The organism is Pseudomonas sp. TE31087 (assembly GCF_057284075.1).
The window spans coordinates 3678914-3700314 of the sequence record NZ_JBXVNN010000001.1 but is presented as its reverse complement, the minus strand read 5'-3'; the positions used below and the strand labels follow the sequence as shown (position 1 = coordinate 3700314).

The following is a 21401-nucleotide window of genomic DNA, read 5'->3' as shown; positions in this document are numbered from 1 at the left end:
GCCCGCATGAGCGACTCACTCGAACTCAGCCTTGAAGGCGTCGAACGCCGTTCCCTGGCTGACTTCACCGAACAGGCCTACCTCAACTACTCCATGTACGTGATCATGGACCGTGCCCTGCCGCACATCGGCGACGGCCTCAAGCCGGTGCAGCGTCGCATCGTCTATGCCATGAGCGAGCTGGGGCTCGACGCCGACTCCAAGCACAAGAAGTCGGCGCGTACCGTCGGCGACGTGCTCGGCAAGTTCCACCCCCACGGCGACTCGGCCTGCTACGAGGCCATGGTGCTGATGGCCCAGCCGTTCAGCTACCGCTATACCCTAGTCGACGGCCAGGGCAACTGGGGTGCGCCGGACGATCCGAAGTCGTTCGCCGCCATGCGTTACACCGAGGCGCGCCTGTCGCGCTATGCCGAAGTGCTGCTCAGCGAACTGGGCCAGGGCACCGTCGACTGGGTGCCGAACTTCGACGGTACCCTGCAGGAGCCGGCGGTGCTGCCGGCGCGGCTGCCGAACATCCTGCTCAACGGCACCACCGGCATTGCCGTGGGCATGGCCACCGACGTGCCGCCGCACAACCTGCGCGAAGTGGCCAGCGCCTGCGTGCGCCTGCTCGACGAGCCCAAGGCCACCCTCGAGCAGCTGTGCGAGCACATCCAGGGCCCGGACTACCCGACCGAGGCCGAGATCGTCACCCCGCGTGCCGATATCCTGAAGATGTACGAGAGTGGCAAGGGCTCGATCCGCATGCGCGCGGTGTACCGCATCGAGGATGGCGACATCGTCGTCACCGCGCTGCCGCACCAGGTCTCCGGGGCCAAGGTGCTGGAGCAGATCGCCGCGCAGATGCAGGCCAAGAAGCTGCCGATGGTCGCCGACCTGCGCGACGAGTCGGACCACGAGAACCCCTGCCGCATCGTCATCATCCCGCGTTCGAACCGCGTCGATGCCGCCGAACTGATGCAGCACCTGTTCGCCACCACTGATCTCGAGAGCACCTACCGGGTCAACGTCAATATCATCGGCCTCGACGGCCGTCCGCAGCTGAAGAACCTGCGCGCGCTGCTGCTGGAGTGGCTGGAGTACCGGATCGGTACCGTTCGTCGCCGCCTGCAGCACCGTCTGGACAAGGTCGAGAAGCGCCTGCACCTGTTGGAAGGCTTGCTCACCGCGTTCCTCAACCTGGATGAAGTGATCCACATCATCCGCACCGAGGAGCACCCCAAGCAGGCCCTGATCGCCCGTTTCGGCCTCACCGAGATCCAGGCCGACTACATCCTCGAGACCCGCCTGCGTCAGCTGGCCCGTCTGGAAGAGATGAAGATCCGTGGCGAGCAGGACGAGTTGCTCAAGGAACAGAAGCGCCTGACTACCCTGCTGGGCAGCGATGCCAAGCTGCGCAAGCTGGTGCGCAGCGAACTGCTCGAAGACGCCGAAACCTATGGTGACGACCGCCGCTCGCCGATCGTCGAGCGCGCCGAGGCCAAGGCCCTGTCGGAAAACGAGCTGATGCCGACCGAGCCGGTCACCGTGGTGCTGTCGGAGAAGGGCTGGGTGCGTTGCGCCAAGGGCCATGACATCGACGCCACGGGGCTTTCGTACAAGGCGGGGGACGGCTTCAAGGCTGCCGCTGCCGGACGCTCCAACCAATTCGCCGTGCTCATCGACTCCACCGGCCGCAGCTACTCACTGGCCGCCCACAGCCTGCCGTCGGCTCGTGGCCAGGGCGAGCCGCTGACCGGTCGCCTGACCCCACCACCAGGCGCCACCTTCGAGTGTGTGTTGTTGCCTGAAGATGACGCTCTGTACGTGGTGGCCTCCGACGCTGGCTACGGTTTCGTGGTCAAGGGTGAGGATCTGCAGGCCAAGAACAAGGCCGGCAAGGGCCTGCTCAGCCTGCCCAACGGCGCCAAGGTGATGACCCCGCGCCCGGTGGCCAACCGCGAGCAGGACTGGCTGGCCGCGGTGACCACCGAAGGCCGTTTGCTGGTGTTCAAGGTCGCCGACCTGCCGCAGCTGGGCAAGGGCAAGGGCAACAAGATCATCGGCGTGCCGGGCGACCGGGTAGCCAGCCGCGAGGAGTACGTGACCGACCTGGCGGTGATCAGCGAGGGCTCGACCCTTGTATTGCAGGCTGGCAAGCGTACCCTTTCCCTGAAGCCGGATGACCTCGAGCATTACAAGGGTGAGCGTGGTCGCCGTGGTAGCAAATTGCCACGTGGCTTCCAGCGCGTCGACGGGCTGATGGTGGAAACCCCGGCCTGAGTGGATGGACCGTCTGCTGCGGCGCTTTCGGCGCCGCTTCAGGCGGAAATGCTGGAGTCTGGTGGCTATTTCGCGGATGATAGTGCCCGCGTGGCGCCGGCGTGGCCGAGTGCCAGGATGAATCTACATGAGTATCACTGCGGTCAGTCTGGTGACGGCCGCCTGGATGGGATGAATGAAATTTCCGCGCCTTCCATTTGCGCTGCTGATGACTGGTTTGCTGGGCCTGAGCGGATGCAGCATGCATCAGCCGGTTGCCCTGTATCAGCTCGACAGTGGTGAACCCGGCCAGCCGACCCAGGCGGCGGGCATGGCGGTGGTGCTCGGCCCGGTATCGGTGGCCGACTACCTGCAACGCGAGACCTTTCTCCAGCGTCAGGCCGACGGCAGCCTGACAGCGGCCACCGATGGCCGCTGGGCCGGTAGCCTTTCGTCGGATATCGACCAGTTGCTGGTGCGCCAGCTGGCCTGGCGCCTGGACAGCCAGCGCGTGGTGCTGGCGCCGGCAAGCGCCGGCTTCACGCCGGACGTGCAGGTGCTGCTGTCGATCACCCGCCTGGATTCGGGCAAGAACCAGCCGGCGATCCTGGATGCCCAGTGGCGCGTGCTGGACCGCCGGGGCCAGGTGCGTGACAACCGCATCGTCCACCTCGAGCAGCCCCATGCGGGCACCGAGTCGGCGCAGGTCCAGGCCCAGGGGCAATTGCTGCAGAAGCTGGCCGAACAGCTGAGCAGCGCAGTCAAGCCACTGGCCAACCAGCCGGCCATCGCCGAGGAGACGCCCCGCAAGCAGGCGGCCCCGGTGCAGGTGAAGAAAGAGCCGGAGAAGCCGAAGATCCCGATGGCTTCGCCGATTCGTACCGATATGGAAGTGTTCCGCTTCTGATATCCGCAGACAAAAAAAGCCCGCAGCGATGCGGGCTTTTTTGTGCACGATGACCTGTAGGAGCGGCCTCGTGCCGCGAAAGGGCCGCAGAGCGGCCCCGACAATCTTCGCATCAACACTGAGATCCTGGGGCTGCTACGCAGCCCTTTCGCGGCACGAGGCCGCTCCTACAGGGATCGCGAGAGCTCAGGCGCGGCGCTCGTGCATCCGTGCCAGCTGGCGTTCGAGCATCGACGGGTAAGGCTCCATCAGGCGCTCGACGCAGCAGGCGCCCTCGGGGCTTGCGATCGGCCTAATACGCGCACGCTGGCGCACCAGGGCGTCATCGCTGATACGGCGTTCCACCAGCAGCAGGTTGCGGCTGTGCTGCGACAGGGCCAGGGCATCCTGGGCCTGCTCGGTCATCAGCAGGTCGACCTGATCCATGCCCTGCAGGTCGTCGGCCAGTACCAGGCCCAGTTGCAGTTGCAGGGTGATGCCGCTGTCAGCCACCTCGATCTGCAGGGCATGGCCCAGGGCGCGCAGCAGCTCGCCACAGCAGATGGCGTTGGTCAGGTAGTCCTCGCCGCAATCGCGGCTGTGGAACAACAGCAGGGTGCTGCCGTCATTCAGGGTGTGGACTTCCCCTTCGTACAGCGAAGCGGCCTGCTCCAGGCAGTCGCGGTAGCGTTCGAGCAATTCGGTCAGGCGGGTGCGTGGCAGGCGGCGCAGTTGCTCCTGGGAGCCCAGCTGCACGGCCAGCACGGCACTGAACTGCGGCTCGTCGGACTCGACGATGACAGGCTTGGCCGGGGCGCTTTGCTCATCCATCAGATCGGCGAAGGCGTCGTCGTCCTCGTCGTGATCGACAGTCTGTACCGCCGCTTTCGCCCGTGGAGCGACCTTGGCAGCTGGCGCGTCGTCGAAATCGTCTTCCTCGTCTTCTTCCTCAGGCTCCGGTGGCGGTGGCGGGGCGAGGCGGGCGTGCAGCTGGCGCGCCAGGTCGCCAATCTCGTCCTGGCGGTCGGTGCCCGGCGTGTAGGGGTGCGGGTCGCGCAACCAGACGCGCAGCTGCAGCAGCGGGGTCGAGATGAAGCGGCCCAGGCGCAGGCTGAGGGTCAGGGCCAGGGCCAGCAGGATCGCGGCGAGGATGCCCATGCTCTGCAGGCTGATCAGCATCGGCTGCTGGAACTGGCTCATGTCCAGGCTGATGCGCAACTGGCCGGCCGTGACGTCCTGGAAGGTGATCTTGGTCTGGTAGACCCCTTCGGTTTCGCCCAGCAGGCTGTTGCGCGGGCGCTGGCCGGCCTCGGCGAGGATGCGGTTGTCCACGCTATAGATGGCCGCATGGGCCACCAGCGGGTTCTTCACCAGGTTGCCCAGCAGCACGTTGAGGCTGAGGATGTCGTTGGACACCAGCAGCTCGGTGGCCGAGGTGGCTGTCTGGGTGGTCAGGCTCTGGCCGACGGCATCGGCCTGCTCGTGCATGGCCTGCTTGAACTGCAGGCCCATCACGCAGGCGTAGATCACCAGGGCCAGGGCCACCAGGAAGATGTTATGGCTGGCAATGCGCAGGGCCAGTGGAATTCGGCGCTGGCTCAGGGCTCGGTAGATCATCAGGAAGAAGTTGTCGGGTTTTACGGGCGTGGGCCGGTTCACAGAGCTCGGCTCTTTATGGCGAGAAAGTTGCTGCGCAGTATAGCGATACGTGTTTTGTCGGCAAAGTATCGTTGGCGCCCGATGGTCATGGAAAATCGGTAGAATGCGCATTTTTCATCGAGTTGGAGCCCCGGTCTTGCGCGAAATCGTCCTGATCAACATCACTGGTGAAGACCGTCCAGGTCTCACTGCGGCCATCACCGGCGTCCTGCTCCAGGGCGGTGTGAACATTCTCGACATAGGCCTGGCGGTCATGCACGGCACATTGTCGTTCGGCATCCTGGTCGACATCCCCGACAACGAAGTGGCCACCGCGCTGCTGCAGAGCGTGCAGTCCAAGGCTCACGAACTGGACCTGCAGGCCCGCTACACCCCCATTTCCGAGGCCGACTACCAGCACTGGGCCGACAGCCAGGGCGAGGCGCGCCATATCGTTACCCTGCTCAGCCGCCGGGTGACCCCGCAGCAGTTGCAGCGGGTCAGCGCGATCATCAGCCAGTATGGCCTGACCATCGAGCGCATCGAGCGGCTGTCCGCCCGCGTGGCGCTGGATGCCCCGACCGACAAGGGCAAGTCCGCGCTGGAAATCTCCGTGCGAGGCGAGGCCAGCGATGCCCAGGCCCTGCGCGCCGATTTCTTTGCGTTGTCCGAAGAACTCAACGTCGACATCGCCTTCCAGCGCGATGACCTGTTCCGTCGCAACCGCCGCCTGGCGGTGTTCGACATGGACTCGACCCTGATCGAGGCCGAGGTGATCGACGAGTTGGCAAAGGCCGCTGGCGTTGGCGAGCAGGTGGCGGCGATCACCGAGCGCGCCATGCGTGGCGAGCTGGATTTTCGCGCCAGCTTCAAGGAGCGCATGGCGCTGCTCAAGGGCCTGGACGTGGGTGTGCTCGACCAGATCGGCGCCTCGCTGCGCCTGACCGAGGGTGCCGAGCACCTGTTCGCCGAGCTCAAGCGCCTGGGCTACAAGACCGCTATCCTCTCTGGCGGCTTTACCTACTTTGCCAAGCAGGTGCAGGCGCGCCTGGGCATCGACTACGTGTTCGCCAATGAACTGGAGGTGGTTGACGGCAAGGTGACCGGCGTTGCCGTCGAGCCGATCGTCGATGCCCAGCGCAAGGCCGAACTGCTGCAGCAGCTGGCCAGCGAGGAAGGCCTGCAGCTCGAGCAGACCATCGCTGTTGGCGATGGCGCCAACGACCTGCCGATGCTGTCCCTGGCCGGCCTGGGCGTGGCCTTCCGTGCCAAGCCGCTGGTGCGTCAGTCGGCCAAGCAGGCGATCTCGACCCTGGGGCTGGATGGCGTGCTGTACCTGCTGGGCGTGCGCGATCGCGAAGCGCGCGGTTGATCTTGAGCCGGGGCCGCGTTGCGGCCCTTGCGGCCGGTCCTACAGATGATCGCGTCCCCCTGTAGGAGCGGCCTTGCGTCGCGAAAGGAGGGCGAAGCCCTCCCAGCAATCCCAAGGCAAAAAAAGGCCCTGCATGACATGAATCATGCAGGGCCTTTTTATTACCGGATGCTCAGGCCTGGTTCGGCTGCGCCAGCAGCTCACCCATGCGCACTGCAGAACCCGCACCCAGACTCTCGGCCCACTTCACCTGCTCCGGCCCGAACAGCACGATGGCGGTGGAGCCCAGCTTGAAGCGGCCCAGTTCGGCACCTTTTTCCAGATGGATCGGCGCACGGCTGGCTTCGTCGTAGCGGAAGGTCTTCAGCTCGCGCTTCGGCGGCGTGACCAGGCCGGCCCAGACGGTTTCGATCGAGGCGACGATCATCGCGCCGACCAGCACCACGGCCATCGGCCCGCGCTCGGTATCGAACAGGCAGACCACGCGCTCGTTGCGGGCGAACAGCTCAGGCACGTTTTCTGCGGTGGTCTGGTTGACCGAGAACAGCCGGCCCGGCACATAGACCATCTCGCGCAGGGTGCCGGCCAGCGGCATGTGCACGCGGTGATAGTCCTTGGGCGACAGGTAGATGGTGGCGAATTCGCCGCCCATGAACGGTGCGGCCAGGGCCGGATCGCCGCCCAGCAGCTCCAGGGCACTGTAGCCGTGGCCCTTGGCCTGGAAGATGCGGCCGTGCTCAATCGGGCCGAGCTGGCTGACGGCACCATCGGCTGGGCAGAGGATCGCGCCGGGGGTTTCGTCCAGCGGGCGGGCACCGGGCTTGAGGGCGCGGGTGAAGAAGGCGTTGAAGTGCTCGTAGGCGCTGAGGTCTTCGACCAGTGCCTCGGACATGTTCACCTGGTAGCGCTTGGCGAACCAGGCGGTGAAGGCGTTCTTGAACCAGCGCGCGCGGCACTCGGCGACGCAGCCGGCCAGCCGCGACAGCAGGTGGTGCGGCAGCAGGTACTGGCTGATGATGAACAAGCGGGATTTCATTGAGCGTCCTTAAACTTCGACGGGCGTATCGGGGTGGTTGCCCCATTCGCCCCAGGAACCGGCATAGCCCTTTACCCGTGGATAGCCGAGGGCCTTGGCCACGAGGTAGGTGAAGCCGGAGCGGTGGTGGGTCTGGCAGTGGGTGATCACTTCCTTGTCCGGAGTGATACCCAGGTTTTGCAGGACCTCGGCGATGTCCTTGCGGATGCGCAGGTGGTCGTTGAGATCCATGCCGGCGGTCCACTCGAAGTTGACCGCGCCGGGAATGTGTCCGCCTTTGGCCGCCAGCAACTTCTCGCCACTGTATTCCAGTGGCCCGCGGGCGTCCCAGATGACCAGGTCGGCGGCGCCCAGGCGGCTCTGCAGGTACTCGCGGGTGGCGGTGGGTTCGCCATGCAGGTGCAGACTCACCGGGCCGCCGGCGACTTTGGGGGTTTCGGTGGACAGCTTGTCCGCCGGCCAGGCCTGGATGCCGCCATTCAGGTAGTGGTAACCCTTATGGCCGATGACGTCGAGCAGCCAGATGAAGCGCCCGGCCCAGCCGCCGCCCTCGTCGTCGTAGACTACATACACAGCATCGTTGCGGTGGCCGAGTTCACCGAACAGTTTCTCCAGGTCGGCCCGGGCCGGCAGCAGGCCGGGGGCCGGGGGCTGGCCCAACTGGGTGCGTTTCGGGTCGACGAAGCGGGCTCCGGGGATATGCCCGCTGACATAGCGGTTGGCGCTGCTCAGGTCGACCAGGATCAGCCGCGGCGAATCCAGACGCGGCAACAGGTCATCGGCTTCGATCACCAGGGGCAGGCCGGAAAAGTCAGTCATCCACGTTCTCCAGGGTGGAAAGAGGGGCGATTGTAGCGCAAGGGTCAGGCATTGCGGGTGGCAAACACGGCGAGGGCGCGTTCAACGCATTGCGCGGTCTTGCCGAACGCCTGCACGCTGACATCGGCCAGTGGCTTGCCGCCCTGGTCGGCCACCGCCAGCATCAGCACCTGGTCGCCCACCGCCAGCGAGCGCAGCAACAGGTGCTCGCCGCGAAAGAAGGCGCGTAGCGGTGCCGGCAGCAGGGCGCTGAACTGGCCATGGTTGTCGGGCGTCAGGCGCAGTTGGCCGGCTTTTGCCATCAACTTTTGCAACAATTTGTTCTGCGCGACGGGCAACGCCATGGCGGCGGCCTCTTGCGGCAGGCCGGCGGTCTGCTGCACGCGCAGATAGTCGGTGGCCTTGTCCAGGCTCAGCAGCATGATGCGCTGCATGCCACAGGCCAGCAGGGCGTCGCGGGCCTGGGTGGCCAGGTGCACGGCGTTGCTGAACGGGCTGGGCTGGGCCAGCAGTTCCTGGCACAGCGCACGCCAACGGCCGAGGTCCTCGGTGCTGGGCGGTGGCGGCGTGAGCATGTCCGGGTGCGGCCGGCGCTGGTGCCAGGGCCAGATCAGCGCCTCGGCCGGGTGGAAAAGCGCATGCCGGGCGTGATGGCGGGCACTGGCCGCAGCCTGTTGGTGGACCTGCTGCTGGACATCGTCCAGGGTGGTCTGCAGGTACAGCGCGGTGAGCAGCTGCCAGCGCAGCAGGTGCGGGTTGTCCCAGCCGACCTGGGCCGCCAGGGCCAGGCCGTTGGCCAGCAGCACGGTGTTGGGCGGCTGGTTGAACCAGCGGCGCAGGGCCGGTTCGTCGTCCAGGCGCTGCTGCTGGACCAGCGGGTCCTGCTCGCGGGCGATGTTCAGCACCTGGGCGAGCTGCTCGCGTTCTTCGAGCAGCAGGCGGTAGCCCTGGATGACCCATTCGGGCAGGCGCCAGTGTTCGGCCAGGCTTCGGCACAGCTGCATCAGGCGCACCCCGAACAGCTCCCGCTCGACCACGGCAGCGTCCTCGCCCTTGTGAATCACCCGCAGTTCCCAGGTGTCGAGCAGCTTGGGGTAGGCCAGGGCCAGGGGCCACAGCGGCGAGAGGAACAGCAGGCTGCCCCAGTGGATCTCCTGCCACAGCCGTGCCAGGCGGCTGGCGAACAGGCCATTGGCCTGCTGGGTGGCATGCTGGCTGATCAGCAGGAACTGGCGCAGTACCGGTGGAATGTCGTCGCCGGGCACCGCTGGCAAGCGTGCCAGCAGTTGGCTGATACGGGCCAGGCCCAGGCGGTTGAGGGCAATTTCCAGACTTTCAGCTGGCTCGGCCTGGCTGGCATTGGCCGAATGGTTGGCCTCGCGCATCACGCACAGCACCAGCGCGGGGCTGTCCTGCATCAGTTCGGCTATGTCGCGCAGGGAGCGGCGACTGTCGTTGATGGCCTGCAGAACGCGGTCATGGCTCTCTTTCGGGACCGGCACGCGGACCCCGTCGAGCAGCTTTATCCAGCCCTCCAGGCTCGTCGGGACCTGAGTTGGCACCTTGGTTTCAATTGGCATATTGACATCAGTCCGAACTGGCTTTTCGCAATGAGTGGCTATAGTCTGGCGCAGTTCTGCCGATAAGTAGAAGAAGAGTTTTCAAGCTTCCGTTCCCTACCCTGACCACGACAGCAAGTGCTTCCAACTTATGGCTAAAATTATCGGCATCATCGTCGTATTCGCGAGCGTGCTCGGCGGCTACGTGCTTTCCCACGGCAAGATCGCGGCACTGATCCAGCCGTTCGAAGTGCTGATCATCGGCGGCGCGGCCTTTGGTGCGTTCCTCCAGGCCAACCCTGGTTACATGACCATGCATGTAATCAAGAAGTCGCTGAAGATGTTCGGCACCCGCTTCACCCACACCTTCTACCTCGAGGTGCTGGGCCTGGTGTACGAGATCCTCAACAAGAGCCGTCGTGAAGGCATGATGGCGATCGAGGGCGACATCGAGGACGCCGCGGCCAGCCCGATCTTCGCCAAGTATCCGGCCGTGCTGGGTGATGAGCGCATGACCGCGTTCATCTGCGATTACCTGCGGATCATGTCCACCGGCAACATGGCGCCCCATGAGCTCGAAGGCCTGTTCGACATGGAGCTGCTGAGCATGAAGGAGGAGCTGGAGCACCCGTCCCACGCGGTGACCGGCATCGCCGACGGCATGCCCGGCTTCGGTATCGTCGCGGCGGTACTGGGTATCGTGGTGACCATGGCCTCGCTGGGTGATGGCGACCAGAAGTCCATCGGCCTGCACGTGGGCGCGGCGCTGGTCGGTACCTTCTTCGGTATTCTCGCCGCCTACGGCTTCTTCGGCCCGCTGGCCAACGCCCTGCGCCACGATGCGAAAGAGGAACTGAACGTCTACGAGGCGATCAAGGCCTCGCTGGTGGCCTCGGCCTCCGGCATGCCGCCGTCGCTGGCGGTCGAGTTCGGTCGCAAGGTGCTGTACCCGGCGCACCGCCCGAGCTTTGCCGAGCTGGAACAAGCAGTACGCGGTCGCTAAGCCATGGAGAACAATCAGCCCATCATCGTCAAGCGCGTCAAGCGCTTTGGCGACGGCCATCACGGCGGCGCCTGGAAAATCGCCTTCGCCGACTTCGCCACGGCGATGATGGCGTTCTTCCTGGTGCTCTGGCTGCTGTCGACGGCCACGCCCGAGCAGAAGATCGCCATCGCCGGTTACTTCAAGGATCCGATTGGCTTCTCCGAGAGCGGCACGCCCTACATCATTGACCTGGGCGGCTCGCCGCAACTGGCGCCGGAAAAGACCATCAACCCGGAAACCAAGTCGGAGCCGACGCCTGACACCAGCATCCAGCTGGACAAGGACCAGGTCGAGACCATGGCCGAGCAGGTCGAGCGCGAGCGTCTCGAGCTGCTGCTGCAGGAGCTGCAGAACAAGGTTGAGGAAAACCCGCAGTTGCAGAAGTTCAAGGACCAGATCCTGTTCGAGATCACCCAGGACGGCCTGCGCATCCAGATCATGGACGCCGAGAACCGGCCGATGTTCGACCTCGGCAGCGCGCGGTTGCAGCCGTATTTCGAGGACATCCTGCTGGCCATGGCCGACACCATCAAGGCGGTGCCGAACAAGATCAGCATCAGTGGCCACACCGACGCCAAGCCGTATTCCGGCACTGGCGACTTCGGCAACTGGGAACTGTCGGCCAACCGCGCCAACGCCGCGCGTCGGGCCCTGGTTGCCGGTGGCTATCCGGACGAGCAGGTGGCACGGGTGGTCGGCTATGCCTCGTCTTCGCTGTTCGACCGGGCCAATCCGTTCAACCCGGTAAACCGCCGCATCGATATCATCGTCCTGACCAAGAAGGCCCAGCGCGATATCGAGGGTGAGCAGGGTGCGCCGGAGGCCACGCCACCGGCCACTGCAACACCGCCTGCGGAAGCCGCACCCGGGGCCGCCGCGGCGCCGGGCGACGCGCCGATGCAGCCGCGCGAGCTGCGCCAGAAACTGAACATCTTCGAGGATGGCGTGTTGAAGATGGACGAGGCCAAGGACCAGTAAATGACAGGGGCCGCATCGCGGCCCTTTTTCATTGCCAGCATCACGTTCAGCGTGGGAGCGGGCTTGCCCCGCGATGAGTCAAGCGCAGGCAGTGCAAGACAGTTGCTCCCACAAGCCTGTCCGGCTGCATTCAGAAACCCCGCCTGATCTTGGCCTTGAGGTCGGCGTGAAAGAAATCCGCGTTGTCCCTGTCCGATTCGCTCCCGCTCCGGGCCATCGAGGCCATGGCGCGGCCAAAGGTCTGCTCGTCGTGGTAGGCCCGCACGAACAGCTCGATATGCTCCCGCTCGCGCATTGCCGGCCATCTGCCAAGGCACTCCGGCAGCTCGCCGGTACCTGCGTGATAGAAACTCACCCGGCGATTGGCCATGGCTGCAGCGCCCAGCAACCAGGCCGTCCACCAGTCGTCGACGGTGTGCTCGGACAGCACGCCGATCCAGTGGGTGGCATCGGCCATGTGCTGGCAGAAGCCGCCATGCAGGTCGTCCAGGGTCTGCCCTTCACTGTCGAAGGGCACCAGTTGGGTGGGAATGCCTTCGAGCAGCAGGCGTTCATTAAGGATGAAGGCATCGAGCCGCTCATCCCGGCGGTAACTGATGAAAACCGGCATCCTTGTTGCCCTCCCTGATCAATGCCGACGACAAGGCATGACCATCAGGGAAAGCAGGGATAGGGACAATAGGTGACCGCAAAACCGGAGCGGTCCTACCTGCTACGGTAAAATTTCCTACGATCTAGGCAGGCAAACCTGCCAATCAGTAGGTGTCTTCAGGCAGGCTGGCGATGATCGAGCGGTAACTGTTCATCCGCTGCTGGGTGACGCTGCCGTCCTCCAGAGCCTTGAGCAGCGCGCAACCGGGCTCGCGATCATGTTTGCAGTCGCGAAAGCGACAGTGGCCGATCAGTTCGCGGAATTCGATAAAACCATCCTCGACATCATCGCGGCTGACGTGCATCAGGCCGAACTCGCGGATGCCCGGCGAGTCGATCAGGTCACCGCCGTTGGGGAAGTGGTACAGCCGTGCCGTGGTGGTGGTATGGGTACCCTGGCCGGACCACTCCGACAGGTCGCCAACGCGCGTGTCGGCGGCGGGCAGCAGGCTGTTGACCAGCGAGGATTTGCCCACGCCGGATTGGCCGACGAACACGCTGATATGGCCGTCGAGGGTCTCCTGCAGGCGCTGCATGCCATCGCCGTGGTGGGCCGAGACCTCCAGCAGCGGGTAGCCCAGGCCACGGTAGACCTCGAGCATCGCATGGAGGGTCGGACCGTTCTCGTCGTCGATCAGGTCGGCCTTGTTCAGCAGCAGCAGCGGGCGGATACCGGCATGCTCGGCGGCTACCAGGTAGCGGTCGATCAGGTTGGGGTGCGGCTCGGGCGCCGGGGCGAAGACGATGACGATCAGGTCGACGTTGGCCGCTACCGGCTTGAGCTGGCCGTGGTTGTTCGGTCGGCACAGCTCGGTGCTGCGCGGCATCTGCGCGACGATCACGCCGATCCCCTGGTTGCCGGCGCGCCAGACCACGCGGTCGCCGGTGACCAACGCCGGCAGGTTGGCCCGCAGGTGGCAGCGGAAGACCTGGCCGGCGGCCTCGCCGTCCTGGGCCTCGACCTCGACCTGCACGCCGAAGTGGGCGATCACCAGGCCAAGCTGCTCAGGCCCCAGGTCGCCACCTTCCAGCTCCTGCAGCACGTGCTGCTCGCGTTTGGCGGCGCGGGCGGCGCGCTCGCCCTGGATCTTTTCGATGCGCCAGTTCTGGCGGCGGTTGAGCTGGCGTTTGGCCATGAGGGTTCCGTGTCGGCGGGGCAGAAAGAAAACGGCGGGCAGTTTAGCACGGCGTGCCCACGAGCCGCCCCGCTAGGCTAATATGACGGGCTATTCGAGGAGCCTTTTCATGCAGAACCCACAGAACCTGATCTGGATCGATCTGGAGATGACCGGCCTGGATCCGGACAACGACGTCATCATCGAGATGGCCACCATCGTCACCGACAGCGAGCTGAACACCCTGGCCGAAGGCCCGGTGATCGCCATTCATCACAGCGATGAGGTGCTGGCGCGCATGGACGAGTGGAACACCCGCACCCACGGCGCCTCGGGCCTGACCCAGCGTGTGCGCGAGAGCAAGGTGAGCATGGCGCAGGCCGAGGCGCAGACCATCGCTTTCCTCGAGCAGTGGGTGCCGAAGGGCAAGTCGCCGATCTGTGGCAACAGCATCTGCCAGGACCGCCGTTTTCTCTATCGCCACATGCGTGAACTGGAAAACTACTTCCACTATCGCAACCTCGATGTCTCCACGCTCAAGGAGCTGGCCGCACGCTGGGCGCCGGATGTGCGCGACAGTTTCAAGAAGGGCAGCACCCACCTGGCGCTGGATGACATCCGCGAGTCGATCGGTGAGCTGCGCCACTATCGCGAGCACTTCATCAAGGTCTGACCTTGCCGTGCGCCGACGATCGTCGGCGCGCCCCCTTTTGGTGCCCCGCGCGACTGGGTAGACTGCGCGCCTTTCCCGCACGGACCTGCACCATGTTGCTGATGCTCTACCTCATCGCCATCACCGCCGAAGCCATGACTGGCGCCCTGTCCGCCGGCCGTCGCGGCATGGACTGGTTCGGCGTGGTGCTGATCGCCTGCGTTACCGCGCTCGGTGGCGGCTCGGTGCGCGACGTGCTGCTCGGGCATTACCCGCTGACCTGGGTGAAGCATCCGGAGTACCTGGTGCTGACCAGTTTCGCGGCGCTGCTGACCATCTTCATCGCGCCCTTGATGCGCCACCTGCGGTCGCTGTTCCTGGTGCTCGACGCCCTGGGGCTTGTGGCGTTCACCCTGATTGGTTGCATGACTGCTCTGGAAATGGGGCAGGGGTTCCTGGTCGCTTCGATCAGCGGGGTAATCACCGGGGTGTTTGGTGGCATCCTGCGGGATATCTTCTGCAACGATATTCCGCTGGTGTTTCGGCGTGAGCTCTATGCCAGTGTGTCGTTCGCGGCGGCCTGGTTCTACCTGGGGTGTGTTTACTTCAACGTGCCGGCGGAACAGGCCATGTTGCTGACGCTGTTTGGTGGTTTTCTGGTGCGGTTGTTGGCTATTCGGTTTCATTGGGAGATGCCGAAGTTTCATTACAACGATCAACAATAAGTATGGCGCTGCGCTCTGAGGTGTTCAGTTGTTCTTGTGGGAGCCGGCTTGCCGGCGAGAGCATAAAGTTGTAGCTACACTGCCAGTACCCCGATAATTGGCCCATGCCCGTTGATTTTGATCTTGATTTTGATCTTGATTTTGATCTTGCTTGTAAGTGCGCGGTAGTTCAGGCGACGCCAATTGCGACTTCAGGAGGCCGAGCGGAGTTCTTGCGGAGGGAGGTGACGGGCATGGATGCCCGTCAAGCGCTGCGCCCCAGGATGGGGCGTTCAGCGCGGTCCTCCCGGGAGCAAGAACGGAGCGAGGGAACCCCGGAGCGAAGCGTAGGGGCCGGATGAATGGAGCGAGGATTTTTTGGTTCCTTTTTGATCCTTCAAAAAGGGACCCGCCGTAAGGGCGGAAAGGTGACTTCGCGTCACTATCGCGAATGAATGCGCATATAACTTTCAAAACACATGCTCTAAAAGTCAAAGTCAAAGTCAAAGTCAAAGTCAAAGTCAAAGTCAAAGTCAAATGCGATCGGCGTGGGTTTTTACAGGTGTAAGCGCATTCATTGGCTATACTGACGCATAGTCACCTTTTCGCCCTTACGGCGAGTCCCTTTTTGAAGGATCAAAAAGGAACCAAAAAATCCTCGCTCCATTCATCCGGCCCTACGCTTCGCTCCGGGTCCCCTCACTCCGGCCTTGCTCCCGGGAGGACCGCGCTGCAGGGCCCATCCTGGGCCCCAGCGCTTGACGGGCATCCATGCCCGTCACCTCCCTCCGCAAGGCCTGCGTTCGGCCTCCTGAAGTCGCGAAGTTACGGGCGGCGCCTGGGATGGCGCAGCTGTCGCTAGTGGGCTGCGGGGTTAATCTTCTGATCGCAAAAGCAAAAGCAAAAGGCAGCAAGCGTCAAAGGGCGTCGTGGCGAGCCAGCGCCCACTCCACGTGCTCGCGTACCAGCTCCGAAGGATCATCCCGCCGCGCGTTGAGCGCTTCCAAGACGGGAATGGTCGAAGGCGCATTCCCCAGCCCCACCGCCAGGTTACGCAAAAACCGCTCATACCCCGCCCGCCGCAGGGGCGAACCCTCGGTGCAGCCGAGAAAACGCTTTTCATCCCACAGGAACAACTCGGCCAGCTCGATATTGTCCAGCCCCCGGCGGGGCATGAAGTCGTCTTCGGTAGTGGTCTTGGCGAAACGGTTCCAAGGGCAGACGATCTGGCAATCGTCGCAACCGAACACCCGGTTACCAATCAATGGCCGCAGTTCCAGTGGAATGGCACCGCGCAATTCGATAGTCAGGTACGAAATGCAACGCCGCGCATCGAGCTGGTAAGGCCCAACAAAAGCCTGGGTCGGACAGATGTCCAGGCACGCCTGGCAGCGCCCGCAATGGTCGCTACCTTGCACGCCATCAATCGGCAGCGGCAGGTCGACGAACAGCTCGGCCAGGAAGAAATAGCTGCCGGCCTTGCGGTTGAGCAGCAGGGTGTTCTTGCCGATCCAGCCCAGGCCGGCCTCCTGGGCCAGGGCCTTCTCCAGCACCGGGGCGCTGTCGACGAAGGCACGGTAGCCAAAGGGGCCGATGGCCTCCTGGATGCGGTCGGCGAAGTGCTGCACGCGCTTGCGCACCAGCTTGTGGTAATCGCGGCCCAGGGCGTAGCGCGAGATGTAGGCTTTTTCCGGCTCCGCCAGGCGCTTGGCCATCTGCGTGTCGCCGGGCAGGTAGTCCATGCGCAACGAAATCACCCGCAGCGTGCCGGGGATCAGCTCGGCAGGGCGCGAGCGCTTGTGGCCATGGTCACCCATGTACTCCATCTCACCGTTGTAGCCGGCGGCGAGCCAGCGCTGCAGGTGCTGTTCGTGTTCGCCAAGGTCGACGCCGGCGATGCCGACATGGGCAAAACCGAGTTCGCGGCCCCAATCCTTGATCGATTGGGCCAGTGTGGCGATGTCTGGAGTCGTGGCGGGCATGGATGGATAAGGCATTACAGGCACAGGTGCGTATAATTCTGCCAGACATCGGAGCCTTTGACCCCATGCCTCAGACCAAACACCCCCCATTGCTGCTGAGCAGCCTGACCTTGGCCGGGCTGCCACCCCGTGCCGCCGATGCCCACAAGGGCGATTTCGGCCATGTGCTGGTGATCGGCGGCGACCTGGGTACCGGCGGCGCGGTCATGCTCAGCAGCGAGGCGGCGCTGCGTTGCGGCGCCGGCCTGGTCAGCGTGGCGACCCGTGCCGAGCACGTCGCTGCCGGGCTGGCCCGTCTGCCGGAGGTGATGTGGCAGGGCGTGAGTTCGGCCAACCAGTTGCTCGGCCCGCTCGCACGGGCCACGGTGCTGGTGGTCGGCCCCGGCTTGGGCCAGGCGGCCTGGGGCCGCAGCCTGCTGTCGGCGGTGACCCCTGCGCATCTGCCGCAGGTATGGGATGCAGATGCCCTCAACCTGCTGGCCGCTGCGCCACTGGCGTTGCCCAGCGGCAGCATCCTCACCCCGCACCCGGGCGAGGCAGCGCGGCTGCTGGGCATCTCCACCGAGGCGGTGCAGGCCGACCGGCCGGGGGCCGCGCGCAAGCTGGCGCGGCGCTACGCCAGCGTCTGCGTGCTCAAGGGCGCGGGCACGCTGGTGGCCGACCCGGTCGGGCAGCTGGCGCAGTGCGGGCGAGGGCATCCGGCCATGGCCGGTGCCGGGCTGGGGGATGTGCTCAGCGGCGTGCTGGCGGCGTTGCTGGCCCAGGGGCTGGACGCCTGGCAGGCCGCGTGCCTGGGGGTATGGCTGCATGCCTGCGCGGGCGAGAGCCTGGGTGTCAAAGGTAGAGGGCTGGCGGCCAGCGATCTGGTCCCGGTCATTAGAGCGTTATTGGAGGAGCATTCAGCGTGTCAGGTGTAACCCTGTTTCTGGCCGACGAGCCAGCCACCGTCGCCTTTGGCGCCAAGCTGGCCGAAGTGACCCAAGGTCATGGCGTGATCTTTCTCGAAGGCGACCTGGGCGCCGGCAAGACCACGCTGTCCCGTGGCCTGATCCGTGGCCTGGGCCACGACGGCTCGGTGAAAAGCCCGACTTTCACCGTGGTCGAACCCTACGAGATCGGCGACATCCGCGCCTTCCATTTCGACCTCTATCGCCTGGTCGATCCGGAGGAACTGGAGTTCATGGGCATTCGCGACTATTTCGAGGGCGATGCGCTGTGCCTGTTCGAATGGCCGGATAAAGGCGCGGGCGTTTTGCCAAAGCCCGACCTGACCATTACCATAAGCCCGCAAGCGGGCGGACGTTCGCTGAACCTGTCGCCGCAGGGGGCACGCGGCGAAGCCTGGTGTGCCGTTCTGGCCAAAGAATTCAAACAGTAAGTGGGGAAAGGTATGCGCATACGCGCACTGGTCGCCGTCGTTGGGCTGCTGCTGACCGCGGTGACCGTTGACGCTCTGGCCGTCACTCAAGTCAAGAGCATGCGCCTGTGGCGCGCTCCGGACAACACGCGGCTGGTCTTCGACCTGTCCGGGCCTGTGCAGCACAGCGTCTTCACCCTGACCGCACCCGATCGCCTGGTGATCGACATCAACGGCGCCGCCCTGGGCGCGCCGCTGAACGTCTCCACCTCGAACACGCCGATCACCAGCGTGCGCTCGGCCCAGCGCACGCCTACCGACCTGCGCGTAGTGGTCGACCTGAAGAAGGCCGTCTCGCCCAAAAGCTTCGTCCTGGCGCCGAACGCCCAGTACGGCAACCGTCTGGTGGTCGACCTGTACGACCAGGAAGCCGACGCCGTTGCCGCCAGCAACCCGACCCCGCCACCGACGCCGCAGCCACCGGCCACCACGCCGGCGGTGCCGGTCACCCCGGCGCAACCGGCGATCAAACTGCCGCCAGCCCCGGCCGGTAAGCGTGACATCGTGGTCGCCATCGACGCCGGCCACGGCGGCGAGGACCCGGGCGCATCCGGCTCGCGCGGCCAGCACGAAAAAGACATCGTGCTGGATATCGCCAAGGAGCTGCAGCGCCAGATCAACTCCGAGAAGGGTTACCGCGCCGAGCTGACCCGGACCGGCGACTACTTCATCCCGCTGCGCAAGCGCACCGAGATCGCTCGCAAGAAGGGCGCCGACCTGTTCGTCTCGATCCACGCCGACGCCGCGCCGTCGAAGGCCGCCTTTGGCGCCTCGGTGTTCGCCTTGTCCGACCGTGGCGCCACCTCCGAGACCGCTCGCTGGCTGGCCGACACGGAAAACCGCTCCGACCTGATCGGCGGTGCCGGCAATGTCAGCCTCGACGACAAGGACCGCATGCTGGCCGGTGTGCTGCTCGACCTGTCGATGACCGCCACCCTCAGCTCCAGTCTCAACGTCGGCCAGAAGGTGCTGGGCAACATGGGGCGGGTCACGCCGCTGCACAAGCAGCGCGTGGAACAGGCCGGATTCATGGTGCTGAAATCGCCGGACATTCCGTCGATCCTGGTCGAGACCGGCTTCATTTCCAACGCCAACGAGGCCGCCAAGCTGGCGACACGTAGCCATCAGCAGGCACTGGCGCGCTCGATCCACACCGGCGTGCGCCAGTTCTTCCAGCAGAACCCGCCACCGGGCACCTACATCGCCTGGCTGCGCGACAGCGGCAAGATCGCCCAGGGGCCGCGTGAGCACACCGTGCGTCCCGGCGAGACCCTGGCGATGATCGCGGTGCGCTACCAGGTCAGCGTTGCCAGCCTGCGCAGCAGCAACAGCCTGAAGACCGACGAACTGAAGGTCGGCCAGCACCTGGATATCCCCACCACCGCCCTGGCGTCCCAGCAATGAGTGGCGGTTCGCGTATCCAGCTGCTCAGCCCGCGGCTGGCCAACCAGATCGCCGCCGGCGAGGTGGTCGAGCGCCCCGCGTCGGTGGCCAAGGAGCTGCTGGAAAACAGCCTCGACTCCGGTGCCCGGCGCATCGAGGTCGAGGTCGAGCAGGGTGGCGTGAAGTTGCTGCGGGTGCGCGACAACGGCAGCGGCATCGCCCCGGACGACCTGCCGCTGGCCCTGGCGCGCCACGCCACCAGCAAGATCCGCGAACTGGAGGACCTCGAAGGCGTGCTCAGCCTCGGTTTTCGCGGCGAGGCCCTGGCCTCGATCAGCTCGGTGGCGCGCCTGACCCTGACCTCGCGTACCGCCGACGCCAGCGAAGCCTGGCAGGTGGAAACCGAAGGGCGCGAGATGACGCCGCGGGTGCAGCCTGCCGCGCATCCGGTCGGCACCTCGGTCGAAGTGCGCGACCTGTTTTTCAACACCCCGGCCCGACGCAAGTTTCTCAAGGCCGAGAAGACCGAGTTCGATCACCTGCAGGAAGTGATCCGGCGCCTGGCGCTGGCGCGCTTTGATGTCGGCTTCCACCTGCGCCACAACGGCAAGACCATCTTCAGCCTGCACGAAGCAGCCGACGAGATGGCCCGCGCGCGGCGCGTGGGCACCATCTGTGGTCCGGGCTTCCTCGAACAAGCGCTGCCGATCGACGTCGAGCGCAACGGCCTGCGGCTGTGGGGCTGGGTCGGCCTGCCGACCTTCTCGCGCAGCCAGGCCGACCTGCAGTACTTCTTCGTCAATGGCCGCGCCGTGCGCGACAAGCTGGTCGCCCACGCGGTGCGCCAGGCCTATCGCGACGTGCTGTTCAATGGCCGGCACCCGACTTTCGTACTGTTCCTCGAGTGCGACCCGACCGGGGTGGACGTCAACGTACACCCAACCAAGCACGAGGTGCGCTTCCGCGAAGGGCGCACGGTCCACGACTTCCTTTATGGCACCCTGCACCGCGCCCTGGCCGACGTGCGTCCGGAGGACCAGCTCGCCGCGCCCGCCGCGACCAGCGAGATGCTTCGCCCTAGCGGTCTGCAGGCCGGCGAGTTCGGCCCGCAGGGCGAGATGCGCCTGGCCTCGCCAGTGCTCGAGCAGCCCCAGGGCGAGGCGCGGCCGGCCTTTTCCTCCGGCGGTTCTGGCGCCGGCTATCAGTACCAGTACACCCCGCGCCCCGCGCAGCCGGTCAACGTCGGCGAGGCCCAGGCGGTCTACCGCGAGTTCTACGCGCCGCTGGACAACGCTACCGCCACGCCAAACGCGCTGCCGGAAAGCCAGGGCGACATCCCGCCGCTGGGCTACGCCCTGGCGCAGCTCAAGGGTATCTATATCCTCGCCGAGAACGCCGTCGGCCTGGTGCTGGTGGACATGCACGCCGCCCATGAGCGGATCATGTACGAGCGTCTGAAGGTGGCCATGGCCAGCGAGGGCCTGAGCGGCCAGCCGCTGCTGGTGCCCGAGTCGCTGGCGCTGAGCCAGCGCGAGGCCGATTGCGCCGAGGAGCACGCCCAGTGGTTCCAGCGCCTGGGCTTCGAGCTGCAGCGCCTGGGCCCGGAAACCCTGGCGATCCGCCAGATCCCGGCGCTGCTCAAGCAGGCCGAGGCTAACCGTCTGGTCCAGGACGTGCTTGCCGACCTGATGGAATACGGCACCAGCGACCGTATCCAGGCGCACCTGAACGAACTGCTCGGGACCATGGCCTGCCACGGCGCGGTGCGCGCCAATCGGCGCCTGGCCATCCCGGAGATGAACGCGCTGCTGCGCGACATGGAGAACACCGAGCGCAGCGGCCAGTGCAACCATGGCCGGCCGACCTGGACCCAGATGGGCCTGGACGACCTGGACAAGCTGTTCCTGCGGGGCCGATAAG

The 21401-nt window shown here is 65.3% G+C and carries 18 protein-coding genes; 11 read left to right on the top strand and 7 right to left on the bottom strand.

Annotated elements, in window-relative coordinates:
• Positions 1-6 precede the first annotated feature (6 nt).
• Positions 7-2265, top strand: coding sequence for a DNA topoisomerase IV subunit A (parC, locus tag ACZ899_RS16690; RefSeq protein ID WP_203648200.1), 2259 nt, complete (start codon positions 7-9; stop codon positions 2263-2265).
• A gap of 175 nt (positions 2266-2440) precedes the next feature.
• Positions 2441-3151, top strand: a complete 711-nt coding sequence (locus ACZ899_RS16685) for a PqiC family protein (protein ID WP_203648199.1) — start codon at positions 2441-2443, stop codon at positions 3149-3151.
• Positions 3152-3337: 186 nt separating this feature from the next.
• Here the strand turns inward: ACZ899_RS16685 and ACZ899_RS16680 are convergent, their stop codons facing one another.
• Complete coding sequence (locus ACZ899_RS16680; protein WP_203648198.1) at positions 3338-4789, bottom strand: histidine kinase; 1452 nt, start codon at positions 4787-4789, stop codon at positions 3338-3340.
• A gap of 136 nt (positions 4790-4925) precedes the next feature.
• Here ACZ899_RS16680 and serB point away from each other — a divergent pair, with 136 nt between their 5' ends.
• On the top strand, positions 4926-6140 hold the full coding sequence (gene serB, locus ACZ899_RS16675; RefSeq protein WP_203648197.1) for a phosphoserine phosphatase SerB: 1215 nt from the start codon (positions 4926-4928) through the stop codon (positions 6138-6140).
• A 172-nt stretch (positions 6141-6312) separates the two neighbouring features.
• Here the strand turns inward: serB and asd are convergent, their stop codons facing one another.
• Genes asd through ACZ899_RS16660 form a run of 3 tightly spaced genes read right to left on the bottom strand, consistent with a single transcriptional unit; the run spans position 6313 to position 9575 of the window.
• Positions 6313-7176, bottom strand: coding sequence for an archaetidylserine decarboxylase (gene asd / locus ACZ899_RS16670; RefSeq protein WP_232856319.1), 864 nt, complete (start codon positions 7174-7176; stop codon positions 6313-6315).
• Between the two features lie 9 nt (positions 7177-7185).
• On the bottom strand, positions 7186-7995 hold the full coding sequence (locus ACZ899_RS16665; protein WP_234562150.1) for a rhodanese-like domain-containing protein: 810 nt from the start codon (positions 7993-7995) through the stop codon (positions 7186-7188).
• Between the two features lie 44 nt (positions 7996-8039).
• The gene (locus tag ACZ899_RS16660) at positions 8040-9575 is read right to left on the bottom strand and encodes an HDOD domain-containing protein (protein ID WP_234562152.1); all 1536 of its coding nucleotides are present in this window, start codon (positions 9573-9575) and stop codon (positions 8040-8042) included.
• Between the two features lie 130 nt (positions 9576-9705).
• Between ACZ899_RS16660 and motA the strand changes: the two genes are divergently transcribed.
• Together motA and motB are read left to right on the top strand one after the other, a co-directional pair.
• Positions 9706-10557, top strand: a complete 852-nt coding sequence (gene motA / locus ACZ899_RS16655; RefSeq protein WP_023630652.1) for a flagellar motor stator protein MotA — start codon at positions 9706-9708, stop codon at positions 10555-10557.
• Between the two features lie 3 nt (positions 10558-10560).
• Positions 10561-11577, top strand: a complete 1017-nt coding sequence (motB, locus tag ACZ899_RS16650; RefSeq protein ID WP_234562154.1) for a flagellar motor protein MotB — start codon at positions 10561-10563, stop codon at positions 11575-11577.
• Between the two features lie 130 nt (positions 11578-11707).
• Here the strand turns inward: motB and ACZ899_RS16645 are convergent, their stop codons facing one another.
• Both ACZ899_RS16645 and rsgA read right to left on the bottom strand, forming a co-directional pair.
• Positions 11708-12187 carry a molecular chaperone Tir gene (locus tag ACZ899_RS16645; RefSeq protein WP_234562156.1) on the bottom strand — a complete coding sequence of 160 codons (480 nt, stop codon included), beginning with the start codon at positions 12185-12187 and terminating at the stop codon, positions 11708-11710.
• Positions 12188-12332: 145 nt separating this feature from the next.
• Positions 12333-13364 (bottom strand): small ribosomal subunit biogenesis GTPase RsgA, encoded by a 1032-nt coding sequence (gene rsgA / locus ACZ899_RS16640; protein WP_203648191.1) that lies wholly within the window; start codon positions 13362-13364, stop codon positions 12333-12335.
• A 109-nt stretch (positions 13365-13473) separates the two neighbouring features.
• On the opposite strand from rsgA, the gene orn reads away from it, so the two are divergent.
• Both orn and ACZ899_RS16630 read left to right on the top strand, forming a co-directional pair.
• Positions 13474-14016 (top strand): oligoribonuclease, encoded by a 543-nt coding sequence (gene orn, locus ACZ899_RS16635; protein WP_203648190.1) that lies wholly within the window; start codon positions 13474-13476, stop codon positions 14014-14016.
• 92 nt (positions 14017-14108) lie between these two features.
• A complete protein-coding gene (locus ACZ899_RS16630; protein ID WP_203648189.1) occupies positions 14109-14720 on the top strand; it encodes a trimeric intracellular cation channel family protein in 612 nt (203 codons plus the stop codon).
• 896 nt (positions 14721-15616) lie between these two features.
• On the opposite strand, the gene queG is transcribed toward ACZ899_RS16630, so the two are convergent.
• Positions 15617-16681: a tRNA epoxyqueuosine(34) reductase QueG gene (gene queG, locus ACZ899_RS16625; protein WP_197866894.1), complete on the bottom strand. Its 1065-nt coding sequence runs from the start codon at positions 16679-16681 to the stop codon at positions 15617-15619.
• 65 nt (positions 16682-16746) lie between these two features.
• On the opposite strand from queG, the gene ACZ899_RS16620 reads away from it, so the two are divergent.
• From ACZ899_RS16620 to mutL, 4 genes are read left to right on the top strand one after another with little or no spacing between them, the layout of a single operon-like run.
• The gene (locus ACZ899_RS16620) at positions 16747-17598 is read left to right on the top strand and encodes an NAD(P)H-hydrate dehydratase (protein ID WP_234562158.1); all 852 of its coding nucleotides are present in this window, start codon (positions 16747-16749) and stop codon (positions 17596-17598) included.
• A gap of 8 nt (positions 17599-17606) precedes the next feature.
• Positions 17607-18059 (top strand): tRNA (adenosine(37)-N6)-threonylcarbamoyltransferase complex ATPase subunit type 1 TsaE, encoded by a 453-nt coding sequence (gene tsaE, locus ACZ899_RS16615; RefSeq protein WP_442800007.1) that lies wholly within the window; start codon positions 17607-17609, stop codon positions 18057-18059.
• Positions 18060-19502 carry an N-acetylmuramoyl-L-alanine amidase gene (locus ACZ899_RS16610; RefSeq protein ID WP_442800006.1) on the top strand — a complete coding sequence of 481 codons (1443 nt, stop codon included), beginning with the start codon at positions 18060-18062 and terminating at the stop codon, positions 19500-19502.
• Entirely contained in the window at positions 19499-21400 is a 1902-nt protein-coding gene (gene mutL / locus ACZ899_RS16605) for a DNA mismatch repair endonuclease MutL (protein WP_203648185.1), read from the top strand. The genes ACZ899_RS16610 and mutL overlap by 4 nt, the downstream gene beginning before the upstream one ends.
• Position 21401 lies beyond the last annotated feature (1 nt).